The organism is Mesorhizobium sp. GbtcB19 (assembly GCF_019091085.1).
Classification (GTDB): Bacteria; Pseudomonadota; Alphaproteobacteria; order Rhizobiales; family Rhizobiaceae; genus Mesorhizobium.
In genome coordinates this window covers 509,979-522,870 of the sequence record NZ_JAGXJY010000001.1, presented here as the reverse complement: position 1 = coordinate 522,870, position 12,892 = coordinate 509,979, and the positions used below count along the sequence as shown (strand labels likewise).

The following is a 12,892-nucleotide window of genomic DNA, read 5'->3' as shown; positions in this document are numbered from 1 at the left end:
CCATATCGATGCACTTGCATCTATATGGATGCAATTGCATCGATCGTCAAGCTTGATGCATTTGCATCTATCTTATAGGCTTTACCGATGACGAAGAGATCGCCATCACCCGAAGCCGTCGCCGCCTGGGCGCGCCTCATGCGCGTCTCGCGCCAGCTGGTCGAAAAGACCGAGGATGCCCTGAAGGCCGGCGGCCTGCCGCCGCTCGCCTGGTATGACGTGCTGCACGAGCTTGCGGAGGCGGGCGAGGGTGGACTGCGGCCGTTCGAGCTGATCGATCGTGTTCTGCTGGCGCAGTACGGCGTTTCGAGGCTGCTGGCCCGGCTCGAAGCGGAAGGCCTGGTGGAAAAGCTGCCTGTCTCGGATGACGGCCGGGGACAGACGGTGCGCATCACGCCGGGCGGCCGGGACATGCGCCGCCGCATCTGGGCCGTCTATGGCGCTTCGATCGCCGAACTGATGGGCGACAGGCTTTCAGCCGAAGAACTCAAGACGCTGGCAACGCTGCTCGCGCGGCTGCGGCATCCGCCAACCGGGAACTAACGGCGAAGGCCTGGGAGCTGGGCTGGTAGGCTCGAATTTTCGATATCGCCCCTTGCGCCGGAAACTGGAATGCGCCATAAGGCGAACCGTAACGTACGGTACGCACTTGAAGCGTATCCGGAATTGGGAACAGTCGTGTTGCAGCCGGCCGAGATCGACACAAGCGAAACCCTGACGGAGCGCCAGCAGGCAGTTCTGGATGCCGCGCTTCGCCTGCTGGTCGAGGAGGGCGACAACCTCACCATGACCGCGGTAGCGCGGCGCGCCAGCTGCTCCAAGGAAACGCTCTACAAATGGTTCGGCGACCGCGACGGGTTGCTGACGGCTACGGTGCAGTGGCAGGCGTCGAAAGTGCGTGTCGCGGCGGTCGATCGCGAGAAACTGGATCTCGTCTCGCTCACCGCGACGCTCGAGCGCTTCGCGTCCGACTGGCTCAAGGTGATCTCCAGCGACACGTCTGTCGCGCTCAACCGCGTCGCGGTTGGCCATGCCGGTTCCGGCAAGGATGACCTCGGCGCCGTTGTGCTGCAGAATGGTCGCTTCGCGCTTGCCAGGCGCTTGAAGCCGGTGCTTGAAGCCGGCCGGCAGGCCGGGCTGCTCGAATTCGAGGACGCCGAGACGGCGTTCCGCACCTTTTTCGGCCTGGTCGGCCGCGACGTGCAGATCCGTCTGCTGCTCGGCGACCGGGTGGACTTGACTGAGGCGGCGATCGGCGGCGACGCCCGCCGGGCGACGCAACAGTTTCTCGCTCTTTTCGGAGCAAACAACCGGCCGAAAGGCCCTTAGAACCGGATGATATCAGGTCAAGTGGACCTGATATCTGAATCCGGTTCTAAATCAAAGAGATAGAGCATGATGTCGTCCGAAAACCGCTTCACACTTTTCGGCATCATGCTCTAGCTTCAAAACGGGAAGGAAGACGAAAATGCGTGTCTATTACGATCGTGACGCCGATCTCAATCTGATCAAGGGCAAGAAGGTTGCCATCATCGGCTATGGCAGCCAGGGCCGCGCGCATGCGCTCAACCTCAAGGATTCCGGCGTCAAGGACATCGCCATCGGTCTGAAAGCCGGTTCCGCCACGGCCAAGAAGGTCGAAGCCGACGGGCTCAAGGTGATGAGCGTGGCGGATGCCGCCAAATGGGCTGACCTGATGATGATGGCCACGCCCGACGAATTGCAGGCCGACATCTACAAGAACGAAATCGCGCCGAACATCCGCGATGGCGCTGCGATCGCCTTCGCGCACGGTCTCAACGTGCATTTCGGCCTGATCGAGCCGAAGGCGTCGGTCGACGTCGTCATGATCGCGCCGAAGGGCCCTGGCCACACGGTGCGTGGCGAATACCAGAAGGGCGGCGGCGTGCCGTGCCTGGTCGCCGTCAACCAGGACGCCTCGGGCAACGCGCTCGACCTCGCGCTCTCCTACGCCTGCGGCGTCGGCGGCGGCCGTTCGGGCATCATCGAGACCAATTTCCGCGAGGAATGCGAGACCGATCTGTTCGGCGAGCAGGTCGTGCTGTGCGGTGGCCTGGTCGAGCTGATCCGCGCCGGCTTCGAGACGCTGGTGGAAGCCGGCTACGCGCCGGAAATGGCCTATTTCGAGTGCCTGCACGAGGTGAAGCTGATCGTCGACCTGATCTATGAAGGCGGCATCGCCAACATGAACTACTCGATCTCGAACACCGCCGAATGGGGCGAATATGTCTCGGGCCCGCGCATCATCACCGCCGACACCAAGGCCGAGATGAAGCGCATCCTCAAGGACATCCAGACCGGCAAGTTCACCTCGGAATGGATGCAGGAATACCGCGCCGGCCTGTCGCGGTTCAAGGGCATCCGCCGCAACAACGACAGCCACCAGATCGAGGAAGTCGGCGCCAAGCTGCGCGGCATGATGCCGTGGATCGCCAAGAACAAGCTGGTCGACAAGGCCAAGAACTAAGGCGCTCCACGTCTTTTTGCCTGCGCGTCCTCGGGCTTTGCCCTGCGGTCGCGCGGGTGATCGCCAAGAACAAGCTGGTCGACAAGGCCAAGAACTAGGAAGCCTGCGCCAATTCTACCCTGCCGGCCATCTGCCGCAGGTTTCTGCGCTTCCGGTGCTCACGGACTTGAATGTCCGCTCCGCTCCGGTTCTCGAAACCCGCACCAGCTGACTCGGCAGGGCGAATTGTCATCAGGCTTCCAGTCGCCACGACATCAAAGCCGGCGGGATCGATCCCGCCGGCTTTCTCTTTTTGAGATTTGCGGGCAGTGCCGCTGTAGCTCAGCCGTAGTGCCAGTGCGGCTTGGGCTCGGTGCCGGTGAACTGGACGCCGATGCGATCCTCGCGGCGCCAGCGCACCACGGCCCTGTAGCCGATGCCGTCGACCGGCACATAGAGCAGGAATTCGTCCGGCACGCGCGCGTCGATCGGCACCTTCAACTCCGCGCCGTTCGAATGCATGTTGCGCACCGTGCACGTCACCTCGGAATTGTTGATGCCGGTCAGGATCGCCGCGCCTTTCAGCACGCGCTGCCGATGTTGGATTCTGTGTTCGTTTTCGGCCATGGCGGGCACGTCCTCGCGATCCGTTCGCACGAATCGCCATTCTGAGAACATCAGCATAACGAATAGCCGCAGACAAATTTAGGGCTATCGCCAATCGCGGCCAAGGGCTTTGACAAAAATAGAAACGGCGCCGCGAAGGGCGCCGTTTCTTATCTTCGTTGGCAGATCAGGCAACTCAGTCGTAGGGCGACCAGCATTGCCTGCGTGGGCCGTAGTTGGGCTGGAAAGTATTGTCCCAGGCGCGATACGACCGGTAGCGATCGTAGCACCACCGGACATGCGCGCTGGACAGCCGTTCGGTCCGGTAGATGCGCCGCGGCTGAACGTAGCGCGGATAGGGATCGTAGTAGTAGGGATCGTAATTGTTACCATAGGCGAGGCTGCCTAAGCCGAGGCCGAGGCCCAACCCCAGGATCGCGGCATCGCTGTCACGGAAGTGCCGGCGATGATGATGCCGCCAGCGCCAGTCGCCGCCGCCGTCCCACCTGCCTCTGTCCCAATTGTCGTCCCAATTGCGGGAGAAGTGCCGCCGGTTGCCGTCGCGCCATCTGAAATCGCCGCCGTGCCGCCAGCGCCAGTTCTGCATTCCGCCGTCGCCGCCGGCCCAGCTGTCGCGCACCGGAATGATCGTCGGCGCGGCGGTGTTCGCGGCGATGCCGAGATCGGGTTGCAGGATCGGGCCGGCGACCGAGGGCGCGGTCACGCCGGCAACCAGCCCCAGGGCCAAAAGCCCGGATCTGAAGGAAGAAAAGAGCGGTTTCATTTCACTCTCCAAGGAGTAAAGGCCCCACGCCCAGAGCACCCGGGAAATGGCCTATTGTTGGAACTTTCCGTCTGAACGGGGGATGAACGGAAAGGTTCCATCAACCATAACGAGCATCGAGGCTGGCTCTTGTCTTCGCCCTCGCTTGCAGGCAAAGGTCACGGCCATGTCGCTGCGGCTCGCCACCTTCAATGTCGAGAACCTGATGAACAGGTTCGATTTCTCGGGCTATCGCAACCAGCTCAATGAAGACCGCACGCTGGCGTTGTTCGACATCCAGAGCGAGGCCGAATACCGGATCCTCGAACAGGCCCGCACGATCGCCCAGTCCGACGACACCCGCCAGTTGACGGCACTGGCGATCGCGGCCACCCGCGCGGATATCATGTGCATGCAGGAGGTCGACAATATCGAGGCGCTGAAGGCCTTCGAATATGGCTACCTGTTCAAGATGGTCGGGCAGGGGTACCGCCAGAAATACACGACCGCCGGCAACGACACGCGCGGCATCGATGTCGCCGTGATGATGCGCAACGAGACCGCGCAAGGCCAGCCGATCGAATTCGTGCGCATGACCAGCCATGCCTATGTCACCTTCGAACAGCTCGGTCTGTTTACGCCGGAGCTCGCCGCGCTCGGGCATCTCGCCACCGATCGTATTTTTCGCCGCGACTGCCTGGAGGTCGACGTGAGGGTCGGCGGCGCGCCGCTGACGCTTTATCTGGTGCATTTCAAATCGATGGGCCCGCCGCGCAACGGGCTGGACGGCCGCGAGGCGACGATGCCGCTGCGCATCGCCGAGGCGCAGGCGGTGCGCCGCATCGTCGAGGATCGCTTCGGCAAGGAGCATGCCGCCGACAAGCGCTGGGCGATCTGCGGCGACATGAACGACTACCGGCAGCGCGTGAAGATCGATGGCGACGCCTTCGACGGCTATCGGTTTGAAGTCGTTGACGAAGTCCAGTCGTCAATCAACACGCTGACTGCCGGTGGCTTTTGCGAAAACGTCGTCGAGCGGCGGCCGGAGATGGACCGCTGGAGTTTTTACCACACGCGCGGCCCAGAGGAGCGGCATCTGTGCCAGCTCGACTATATCCTCCTGTCGAAGGCACTGGCGGCGAAGAACGCCACCGCCGTGCCCGACATCATTCGCAACGGCCAGCCCTGGCGCACCATCTTTCCGCCCGGACAGGAGGTCGAACGTTTCCCGCGCGCCGGCTGGGACAGGCCAAAGGCCTCCGATCACTGTCCGGTGGCGATCACCCTGAACATGGCGTGACCCTTTGAGTTTCGATCTCCCCCGCAACGTCATCCTGCCGGTCGACGCGATCGACGTCCGCCTGGATCCCGGCCCGCACCCCTTCGCTGTCAGCAACGCGGAGGCGATCGCCGAGAACTGGCGACAGGAGATCGCAGCCAATCCGGCATTGTTCGACGGCACCGTGGTGCTGCTTTCCGAACTTGCCTACCGGGACAGCCGCCTCGTCGGCCGCTGCCATGCGGTCAATTATTCGACCTTCATGTTGTGGCGTAAGCGGCGCGAGAATTCCGGCGCCGAGCACGCCTATGCGCATGCCATGCTGGTCGCCGGGGACAATGCGCTGGTGGCGATCCGCATGGGGTCGCACACGGTCAATGCCGGCCGCGTCTATTTCGCCGCCGGCTCCTTCGAGCCGGTCGACTTCCGCGACGGTCTGGTCGATGCCGACTTCAACATGATCCGCGAGGTCGGCGAGGAGACCGGGCTCGACCTGTCGAAGGCGGAACGTGGACAGCGCTATCACGCGCTGTCGACGGCGAGCGGCACGGTGATCTTTCGCCGCTACCGCGTTGCCGAGCGGGCCGACGAACTGGCGCGGCGCATCGGCGCCTTCGTCGCCACCGAGGCGGAGCCGGAGATCGAGGGACCGGTCATCATCCGCAATGCCGCCGATCTGCCCGACGGCCTGATGGCGCATATGAAGCCGCTGATCGAGTGGCATTTCGCGGACAGCGACAAGGTTTCCTGACCTGCGGCATCCGTGCCGGCGCGTGCGCTCTATGGAAAGAGCGGTGGCAGCGCGTCGTCATGCGGCGCGCTTTTGCGGGGGCCGCCGTCATCCTTGTAATAATAGCTGTAGCCGTTGATGGCCGGCGCGCCGCCGAGATGCGCATAGAGAATTCTCGAGCCTTCGGGAAAGAAGCCTTTCCTGGTCAGGTCGATCAGCCCCTGCATCGATTTTCCCTCGTAGACCGGATCGGTGATCATGGCCTCGGTGCGGGCCGCCAGCCGGATCGCTTCGTTCGTTTCTTCGGACGGAACGCCGTAGGCGGGATAGGCATAGTCGGGATTGATGACGATTTCGTCCTCCCGCATGGCGCGGCCCAGCCCGACGAGAGCGGCGGTGTCGTCGACGATGCGGCGGACTTGCGCGCGCGTCTGGTCGAGCGTGCCGGAGGCGTCGATGCCGATCACCCGGTCGGCGCGGTTTTGCGCGGCGAAGCCGACGATCATGCCGGCCTGGGTCGAGCCGGTCACGACGCAGACGATGACGTAGTCGAAGGCAAAGCCGAGTTCGCTCTCCTGCCTGGCGACCTCCTCGGCGAAGCCGACATAGCCGAGACCGCCGAACTTGTGCACCGAGGCGCCAGCGGGGATAGGGTAGGGCTTGCCGCCCGCGTCCTTCACCGACTGGATCGCGTCCTGCCAGCTCTTGCGGATGCCGATGTCGAAACCGTCGTCGACGAGCCGGCTGTCCGCGCCCATCAGGCGCGTCAGCAGGATGTTGCCGACGCGGTCATAGACCGCATCGTAGTGCGGCACCCATTTTTCCTGGATCACCACGCATTTCATGCCGATCTTGGCGGCCGTCGCGGCGACCATGCGCGTGTGGTTCGACTGCACGCCGCCGATCGACACCAGCGTGTCGGCGCCCGACGCAATCGCATCGGGCACGATATATTCGAGCTTGCGCAATTTGTTGCCGCCCATGGCCAGCCCGGAGTTGCAATCGTCGCGCTTGGCGTAGACCTGCACTTTTCCGCCGAGCGCCGCGCTGAGGCGCGGCAGATGCTCGATCGGCGTCGGGCCGAAGGTCAGTGGATACCGTTCAAATTTGTCGAGAAGTGACATCGATCTGCCTCCGCCGGGTTCGTTTCGATACGAGGAGAATAGTCCAATTGCGGCGAAAGGTGCTCTCGAAGGGCTCTCAGCTTTTTTGCATCCTTGCAAAGGAATGCGATATATTTTGTCCAATCGTCCATTGAGGGCTGGAAAAATGGAAGAATCTTCCGAACAGACTTTCGACCGCATCGACATCAAGATCCTGCGGGCGCTTCAGGCCGAGGGGCGGCTGACCAATGCCGAGCTGGCGGCCCGCGTGAATGTCAGCGCCGCCACGTGCCATCGGCGCACGCAACGCCTGTTCGAGGAGGGCCATATCACCGGGGTCAGGGCGGAGATCGCGCCCGCTTCGGTCGGGCTCGGCGCGCTGGTCATGGTCGGCGTCGTGCTCGACCGCTCGACACCCGAAAGCTTCGCCGCTTTCGAGGAGGCCGCCCTCAAGCTCAAGGAGGTTCTGGATTGCAATCTCGTGGCCGGCGACTTCGACTATCTGTTGAAGATACGCGTGCGCGACATGGCCGATTTCAACAAGCTGCACGGCCAGAAGCTGATCGCGCTGCCGGGTGTGCGGCAAACCAGGACTTTCTTCGTCATGAAGGAGGTCAAGGAGAACGCGCGGCTGCCGTTTTGACAGCCAGTCGCCGGCTCCGATCTTTCGCGGCGATCAGGGCCGCCCCTTTTGCGGCAATGCCTTGCGGTCGTTACGCGCCGCGACGAAGAACAGGATGACGCAGAGGCCGAGAACTCCGCCCATCGCCATTCCCATGGTCTGGCCGACCACTTCCTGGAAGTTAGGGGCGACGCGGTCCGGATTGCTCAGGCCGTAGCGCGCAAGATACCACCAGATGCCGGCCAGCGTTGCTTCGATGATCACCGCCGTCAGGATGACCCGCGCTTTCTTGCTCATTCGCCCCTCCTTCGAAGTCCAAGGAGACCGCTGTATCATCGCAGGGTTTGCGGCGACAGAGCGAACGCGCCGCCCTACTCGTGCCTTAACGCGTCGATCGGATCGAGGCGCGCACCGCGCAATGCCGGGAAGAAGCCGAACACCATGCCGATCAGCGCCGAGAAGCCGACGGCGAGCAGCACGACGGCCGGGCTTGGCGCGAAAGGTATCGTCAGCGCCATCGACGTGAGGCCGGCCAGCGAAAGCCCGATCAGGATGCCGATGATACCGCCAAGCAGCGACAACACGGTCGCCTCGACCAGGAACTGGATGAGGATGTGTTTTTCATGCGCGCCGATCGCCAGCCTGATGCCGATCTCGCGCGTGCGCTCGGTGACCGAGACCAACATGATGTTCATGATGCCGATGCCGCCGACCAAAAGGCTGACGCCGGCGACGGCGCCCAGCATGCCGGTCATGGTGGTGGTGGCGCTCGTCATCGCATCGGCGATCTGGGTCATGTCGCGGATGGCGAAATCGGCATCGCGGTCCGGGGTGATGCGGCGCGTGTCGCGCAAGATGTCCTCGACGCGCGGCTGCAGCTCGCTGGTCGGCGTGCGGTCGTCGGCGGCGATGTAGATGCTGTCGATGTCGCGGTTGCCGGCGATGCGCCGCTGATAGGCGTGCAAGGGCATCAGCACGACATTGTCCTGGTCCTGGCCGAAGCCGGTATAGCCCTTTGGCTCGAGCAGGCCGATGATCTTGCAGGAGGTGCGGTTGACGCGGATGATCTCGCCCTCCGGATCGCCGGCGCCGAAGAATTGCTGGCGCACGGTTTCGCCGATCAGGCAGACACCGGTGCCGGCGCGCGTTTCGGAATCGCTGAACGGCCGCCCGGAAACCAGTTTCCAGTCGCGGGCGTCGAGATAGGCGCTGTCGGTTCCCGTCACGCCCGAGGTCAGGCTTTCGGTGCCGAAGATCACACGCACCTGTTTTTGCGAGGCAGGCGAAATCGCGCGCGCGCCGCTGAGATGCGCAACGAGCGCGGTGACATCCTTTTCGGCCAGCGGCCGCACCGCCTGGTCGAGACCTCCCGGTCCTCCCGGACCTGCCGGGCGGCCGGCGCGGACGACGAGCAGGTTGCTGCCGAGCTTCGAAATATCGGCCCTGACCTTTTCCGTCGTGCCCGAGCCGATGGTGAGCATGGCGATGACGGCCGCGACGCCGATGACGATGCCAAGCAGCGTCAGGAAAGAGCGCAATATGTTGCGGCGGATCGAGCGCAGCGAGAGACGAACGGTTTCCCAGATCATGCCGCCGCCTCCGCCTTCAAGGTATCGGAAGCGACATGGCCGTCGAGGAAGCGGATGGTGCGGCCGGCATAGCCCGCGACGTCGGCCTCATGCGTGACCATGACGATGGAGAGGCCGAGCTGGGCGTTTAACCTGGTCAGCAAGTCCATGATCTCATGCGTGCGCGCGGTGTCGAGATTGCCGGTCGGCTCGTCGGCGACGAGCAGCGTCGGCCGGGTGACGATGGCGCGGGCGATCGCCACACGCTGCTGCTGGCCGCCCGAAAGCTCAGCCGGGGTGTGATGCTCGCGCCCGACAAGCCCGACCTCGGCCAGCGCCTGCATGGCGAGATCGCGGCGCTCGCGCGCGGCGACGCCGCGATAGATCAGCGGCAGCTCGACATTTTCCGCCGCCGTGGTGCGCGGCAGCAAATTGTAACCCTGGAAGACGAAGCCGACATAGAGGTTACGCAGCAAAGCGCGGCGGTTGCGGTCGAGCCGGCCGGCATCGACACCCATGAAGGCGTAGGTTCCGGCGGTCGGCGTGTCGAGGCAGCCGATGATGTTCATCGCCGTCGATTTGCCCGAGCCCGAAGGGCCCATGATGGCTACGAATTCACCGCGACGGATGGCGAGATCGACGCCGGCCAGCGCGCGCACGCGGGCCTCGCCCTCGCCATAGCTCTTCCAGACCTGGTCGAACGTGATGAGCAGGGGAGCCGACACTTCGTCAGCTCCGCTGCTGCGCGCCGGTGATGACCTGCGCGCCCTCGTCGAGGCCCGACGTGACCTCGGTCAGTTCGCCGTCGGTCGAACCGATCCTGACGTTGACCGGATGCGGCCTTCCGTTCTCCAGCACGTAGAGTGTGCGCGAGCCGTCGGTCGGCGCCTTGGTCGCCTCGCGCTGCCGGTTGGGGCGCCCCATGCGGCCAGTGAAGAGGTCGCTCAGGCTCCAGCCGCGCGCCGCCTGTTGCATCGGGCGATAGCGGAAGGCTGTCGAGGGAACGGTGAGCACGCCCTTGGCCTGCCGGGTGACGACCGAGACCGTCGCCGTCATGCCGGGCCTGAGCAGAAGCTCGCTGTTGTCGACCTCGAGCCGGGCCTTGTAGGTGACGACCCCATCCGTGGTGACCGAGGCGAAAGAGATGTCGCGGATCTCGGCATCGAACGGACGGTCGGGGAAAGCGTCGACGGTGAAGCGGGCGTGCTGGCCGGGTTTCACCGCGCCGATATCGGCCTCGTCGACCGCGGCCTGCAATTCCATGTTGCGAAGGTCGGCGGCGATGACGAAGAGCACGGGCGCCTGCAGCGAGGAGGCGACCGTCTGCCCGGGATCGACCGAGCGCGTCAGCACGATGCCGTCGATCGGCGCATAGATGGTGCTTTTCGCCAGGTCGGTCTGCTGCGCCTTGAGGTCGGCCTGGGCGATGGCGAGATTGGCCTCTGCGCTGTCGAGCGCAGCCTTGGAGCGGTCGCGCGTCGCGGTTGCCGCTTCGAGCGACTGGTCCGTCGCCATGCCGCGCCTGGTCAGCGCGTTGGCGCGCACCACGGCGTTCTCGTTCTCCTGCAAGGTGACCTTGGCGTCCTCGACGGCCGCTGCCGCCGCCTTGGCGGAGGCGGTGGCGCGCTCGATCTGGACCTCCAGCTTGGCGGTGTCGAGCGTCGCCAGCACGTCGCCCTTCTTGACCTGCTGGTTCTCACTGGCCGCGACCGAGCGGACGATGCCTGACAACTCGCTGGAGATGTCGACCTGGGTCAGCGGCTGCAGCGTACCGGTGGCCGATACCTCGACGGTGAGGTCTGCGGTCGCGGCCGGCACGGTGGTATACTCAATCCTGGGCGGCGCGACGGCATACCATTGATAGAGAGCGAAGCCTGCCGCGACGACCGCTAGCGTCAGCAGCGCGTAGAGCCAGAAGCGGCGGCGCCTGCGGCTCACACCCTTACGGTCGAGCCCGAGCGCTGCCTCGATGGAAGTATCGGATTCCGCCTTTGGCGGATTGACAACTTGGTCCACCCCGGACCCCTATGCTGAAAATTGAAGTCCCTATCCGTTCACAGATCAGGCCTCAAAGTTCGAATTTCAAATTAAATTTCCCTCATGTTGGGATTGAGGCAGAAATTCGAGGCGAGGCGAAAGGTTTTCTCGATGGCGCGCAATTACTTGCTTTACGATGTGTTTACCACCGAAAGGCTGGCCGGAAATCCGCTTGCGGTGGTGCTCGACTGCGAGGGGCTCGCCACTGCCGGCATGCAGGCGATCGCGCGCGAATTCAATCTGTCCGAGACGGTGTTCGTGCTGGCTGCCGACAATCCGAAGCACCGCAACCGCATCCGCATCTTCACCCCCGATTATGAAATGCCTTTCGCGGGGCATCCAACGGTCGGCTCGGCGATTGCGCTGGCGGAACTCGCGGGCGAGGCGGCCGGCATCTTCGTGCTGGAGGAGAATATCGGACCGGTCCGCTGTGCGGTGAGCGGCCATGACGGCTCGACCTTCGCCGAGTTCGATCTGGCGAAATTGCCGGAGCCGCTGGAGCTGAAGGCCGATCCCGAGGCGATCGGCGCGGCGCTCGGCCTTGCCCCGCACGAGATCGGCTTCGAGAATCACCGCGTCGCCTTCTGGTCGGCCGGCGTGCCTTATGTGACGATTCCCGTTGCCGGGCTGAAGGAGGCGGCCAAGATCAGGCTCGACAACCAGGCATGGTCGGAACTTGCGCCCCGCAAGAGCGATTGGGCCTTCGCCAGCCCCTATGTCTATTGCCGCGAGACGGTGCATCATGAAAGCGCCTTCCATGTGCGCATGATCGTGCCCGGCACCCCGTCCTATGAAGATCCGGCGACCGGGTCGGCTGCCGCCGCCTTTGCCGGCGCCATCATGCATTTCGACGCTCCGACCGACGGAACCTCGCAGCTCTGGATCGAGCAGGGGCTGGAAATGGGCCGGCCGTCGCGCATCCGCCTCGAGCTCAATGTAGAAGCCGGGAAACTGGCCTCCGCGCGCATCGGCGGCCACGCCATCAAGGTCGCGGAAGGCAAGCTTTTTGTGTGATGGGTGCGGCAATTCGGCGATTTGTCGGGAAATGATCCGGCAGGGCTAGACATGACCGAAAGCGGCGGCTATATGCGCCGCCGACGCTGGTTTTCCCGGCGGTGTGGGTGTGTAGCTCAGTTGGTAGAGCAGCTGACTCTTAATCAGCGGGTCCACAGTTCGATCCTGTGCACACCCACCAAAATCCTTCTTCAAGAGCAAGGAAATCGGCCGATCCTGGGCAGAGGCGAGCTTACTGAGCTGCCCTGTTGAGACTGGCCTTGAATTTGACCTTCATCGTGATCTGGCCGGTCACCGTGACCGCCGATCCGCCATAGCCATCGAAATTGCGGTTCCGGCCGTTGGTATTGGTCGTCATGCCAACGATCTCGCACGTGTCGGCGACAGTCTCGACGACCATGGCGCAGCTTCCGGCCGCCACTTTGTAGAAGGAGCGAAGCGCAACCTCCTGCTGGGCGGCGGCGTCTTGGTCATCCTTGACCGGAAGGGTCATCGAATATGAAGACTGGATCATGGCCGATCCATCTTGGCCGCCACGAAATGGGCGTACAAACTGCTCCTGAGACAAAGCCGGCGAAGCCACAGCAACCAGAATTGCGACGGATATTAGATTTTTCAAATACATCGATCGACCTCCCCTGAAACAACTCTATCTCAGGGAATAGCCAAATGACGTTATTTCGATGTTTCAACAGTGTTGAAA

15 protein-coding genes and 1 tRNA gene are annotated in these 12,892 nt (G+C 63.6%); 8 read left to right on the top strand and 8 right to left on the bottom strand.

Features of this window, described 5'->3' with window-relative positions:
• Positions 1 to 87 precede the first annotated feature (87 nt).
• From KVT37_RS02475 to ilvC, 3 genes are all read left to right on the top strand, one after another.
• Positions 88 to 543: a MarR family winged helix-turn-helix transcriptional regulator gene (locus KVT37_RS02475; protein WP_217569273.1), complete on the top strand. Its 456-nt coding sequence runs from the start codon at positions 88 to 90 to the stop codon at positions 541 to 543.
• A 135-nt stretch (positions 544 to 678) separates the two neighbouring features.
• On the top strand, positions 679 to 1,329 hold the full coding sequence (locus KVT37_RS02470) for a TetR/AcrR family transcriptional regulator (RefSeq protein WP_308642544.1): 651 nt from the start codon (positions 679 to 681) through the stop codon (positions 1,327 to 1,329).
• Positions 1,330 to 1,468: 139 nt separating this feature from the next.
• Positions 1,469 to 2,488 carry a ketol-acid reductoisomerase gene (gene ilvC / locus KVT37_RS02465; RefSeq protein WP_217569269.1) on the top strand — a complete coding sequence of 340 codons (1,020 nt, stop codon included), beginning with the start codon at positions 1,469 to 1,471 and terminating at the stop codon, positions 2,486 to 2,488.
• A gap of 321 nt (positions 2,489 to 2,809) precedes the next feature.
• Here the strand turns inward: ilvC and KVT37_RS02460 are convergent, their stop codons facing one another.
• Positions 2,810 to 3,094 carry a PilZ domain-containing protein gene (locus KVT37_RS02460; protein WP_217569267.1) on the bottom strand — a complete coding sequence of 95 codons (285 nt, stop codon included), beginning with the start codon at positions 3,092 to 3,094 and terminating at the stop codon, positions 2,810 to 2,812.
• Between the two features lie 175 nt (positions 3,095 to 3,269).
• Positions 3,270 to 3,857: a BA14K family protein gene (locus KVT37_RS02455; protein WP_217569256.1), complete on the bottom strand. Its 588-nt coding sequence runs from the start codon at positions 3,855 to 3,857 to the stop codon at positions 3,270 to 3,272.
• A 166-nt stretch (positions 3,858 to 4,023) separates the two neighbouring features.
• Here KVT37_RS02455 and KVT37_RS02450 point away from each other — a divergent pair, with 166 nt between their 5' ends.
• Both KVT37_RS02450 and KVT37_RS02445 read left to right on the top strand, forming a co-directional pair.
• Positions 4,024 to 5,136, top strand: coding sequence for an endonuclease/exonuclease/phosphatase family protein (locus KVT37_RS02450; RefSeq protein ID WP_217569254.1), 1,113 nt, complete (start codon positions 4,024 to 4,026; stop codon positions 5,134 to 5,136).
• Positions 5,137 to 5,140: 4 nt separating this feature from the next.
• Positions 5,141 to 5,866, top strand: a complete 726-nt coding sequence (locus KVT37_RS02445) for a hypothetical protein (RefSeq protein ID WP_217569252.1) — start codon at positions 5,141 to 5,143, stop codon at positions 5,864 to 5,866.
• A gap of 29 nt (positions 5,867 to 5,895) precedes the next feature.
• Here KVT37_RS02445 and KVT37_RS02440 read toward each other — a convergent pair whose 3' ends face one another.
• Positions 5,896 to 6,969 carry a 1-aminocyclopropane-1-carboxylate deaminase gene (locus tag KVT37_RS02440; protein WP_217569250.1) on the bottom strand — a complete coding sequence of 358 codons (1,074 nt, stop codon included), beginning with the start codon at positions 6,967 to 6,969 and terminating at the stop codon, positions 5,896 to 5,898.
• A 145-nt stretch (positions 6,970 to 7,114) separates the two neighbouring features.
• Between KVT37_RS02440 and KVT37_RS02435 the strand changes: the two genes are divergently transcribed.
• Positions 7,115 to 7,591: an Lrp/AsnC family transcriptional regulator gene (locus tag KVT37_RS02435; RefSeq protein WP_217569248.1), complete on the top strand. Its 477-nt coding sequence runs from the start codon at positions 7,115 to 7,117 to the stop codon at positions 7,589 to 7,591.
• A 33-nt stretch (positions 7,592 to 7,624) separates the two neighbouring features.
• Here KVT37_RS02435 and KVT37_RS02430 read toward each other — a convergent pair whose 3' ends face one another.
• The 4 genes from KVT37_RS02430 to KVT37_RS02415 form a co-directional block, all read right to left on the bottom strand.
• Positions 7,625 to 7,867: a hypothetical protein gene (locus KVT37_RS02430; protein ID WP_217569246.1), complete on the bottom strand. Its 243-nt coding sequence runs from the start codon at positions 7,865 to 7,867 to the stop codon at positions 7,625 to 7,627.
• A 74-nt stretch (positions 7,868 to 7,941) separates the two neighbouring features.
• On the bottom strand, positions 7,942 to 9,159 hold the full coding sequence (locus KVT37_RS02425) for an ABC transporter permease (RefSeq protein WP_217569244.1): 1,218 nt from the start codon (positions 9,157 to 9,159) through the stop codon (positions 7,942 to 7,944).
• Positions 9,156 to 9,863: an ABC transporter ATP-binding protein gene (locus tag KVT37_RS02420; protein WP_217569242.1), complete on the bottom strand. Its 708-nt coding sequence runs from the start codon at positions 9,861 to 9,863 to the stop codon at positions 9,156 to 9,158. Before KVT37_RS02420 ends, KVT37_RS02425 begins: the two co-directional genes overlap by 4 nt.
• Before the next feature lie 4 nt (positions 9,864 to 9,867).
• On the bottom strand, positions 9,868 to 11,154 hold the full coding sequence (locus tag KVT37_RS02415; protein WP_217569240.1) for an efflux RND transporter periplasmic adaptor subunit: 1,287 nt from the start codon (positions 11,152 to 11,154) through the stop codon (positions 9,868 to 9,870).
• A gap of 132 nt (positions 11,155 to 11,286) precedes the next feature.
• Here KVT37_RS02415 and KVT37_RS02410 point away from each other — a divergent pair, with 132 nt between their 5' ends.
• Entirely contained in the window at positions 11,287 to 12,189 is a 903-nt protein-coding gene (locus KVT37_RS02410; RefSeq protein WP_217569238.1) for a PhzF family phenazine biosynthesis protein, read from the top strand.
• Between the two features lie 105 nt (positions 12,190 to 12,294).
• Positions 12,295 to 12,370, top strand: a tRNA-Lys gene (locus KVT37_RS02405).
• A 51-nt stretch (positions 12,371 to 12,421) separates the two neighbouring features.
• Here the strand turns inward: KVT37_RS02405 and KVT37_RS02400 are convergent.
• Complete coding sequence (locus tag KVT37_RS02400; protein ID WP_217569236.1) at positions 12,422 to 12,814, bottom strand: hypothetical protein; 393 nt, start codon at positions 12,812 to 12,814, stop codon at positions 12,422 to 12,424.
• Positions 12,815 to 12,892: the final 78 nt, after the last annotated feature.

Excerpts from the sequence above, each read along its gene's own strand:
- KVT37_RS02475 (WP_217569273.1), top strand. The coding sequence starts at position 88 with ATGACGAAGAGATCGCCATCACCCGAAGCCGTCGCCGCCTGGGCGCGC.
- ilvC (WP_217569269.1), top strand. The coding sequence starts at position 1,469 with ATGCGTGTCTATTACGATCGTGACGCCGATCTCAATCTGATCAAGGGC.
- KVT37_RS02460 (WP_217569267.1), bottom strand. The coding sequence starts at position 3,094 with ATGGCCGAAAACGAACACAGAATCCAACATCGGCAGCGCGTGCTGAAA.
- KVT37_RS02455 (WP_217569256.1), bottom strand. The coding sequence starts at position 3,857 with ATGAAACCGCTCTTTTCTTCCTTCAGATCCGGGCTTTTGGCCCTGGGG.
- KVT37_RS02450 (WP_217569254.1), top strand. The coding sequence starts at position 4,024 with ATGTCGCTGCGGCTCGCCACCTTCAATGTCGAGAACCTGATGAACAGG.
- KVT37_RS02440 (WP_217569250.1), bottom strand. The coding sequence starts at position 6,969 with ATGTCACTTCTCGACAAATTTGAACGGTATCCACTGACCTTCGGCCCG.
- KVT37_RS02435 (WP_217569248.1), top strand. The coding sequence starts at position 7,115 with ATGGAAGAATCTTCCGAACAGACTTTCGACCGCATCGACATCAAGATC.
- KVT37_RS02430 (WP_217569246.1), bottom strand. The coding sequence starts at position 7,867 with ATGAGCAAGAAAGCGCGGGTCATCCTGACGGCGGTGATCATCGAAGCA.
- KVT37_RS02425 (WP_217569244.1), bottom strand. The coding sequence starts at position 9,159 with ATGATCTGGGAAACCGTTCGTCTCTCGCTGCGCTCGATCCGCCGCAAC.
- KVT37_RS02410 (WP_217569238.1), top strand. The coding sequence starts at position 11,287 with ATGGCGCGCAATTACTTGCTTTACGATGTGTTTACCACCGAAAGGCTG.
- KVT37_RS02400 (WP_217569236.1), bottom strand. The coding sequence starts at position 12,814 with ATGTATTTGAAAAATCTAATATCCGTCGCAATTCTGGTTGCTGTGGCT.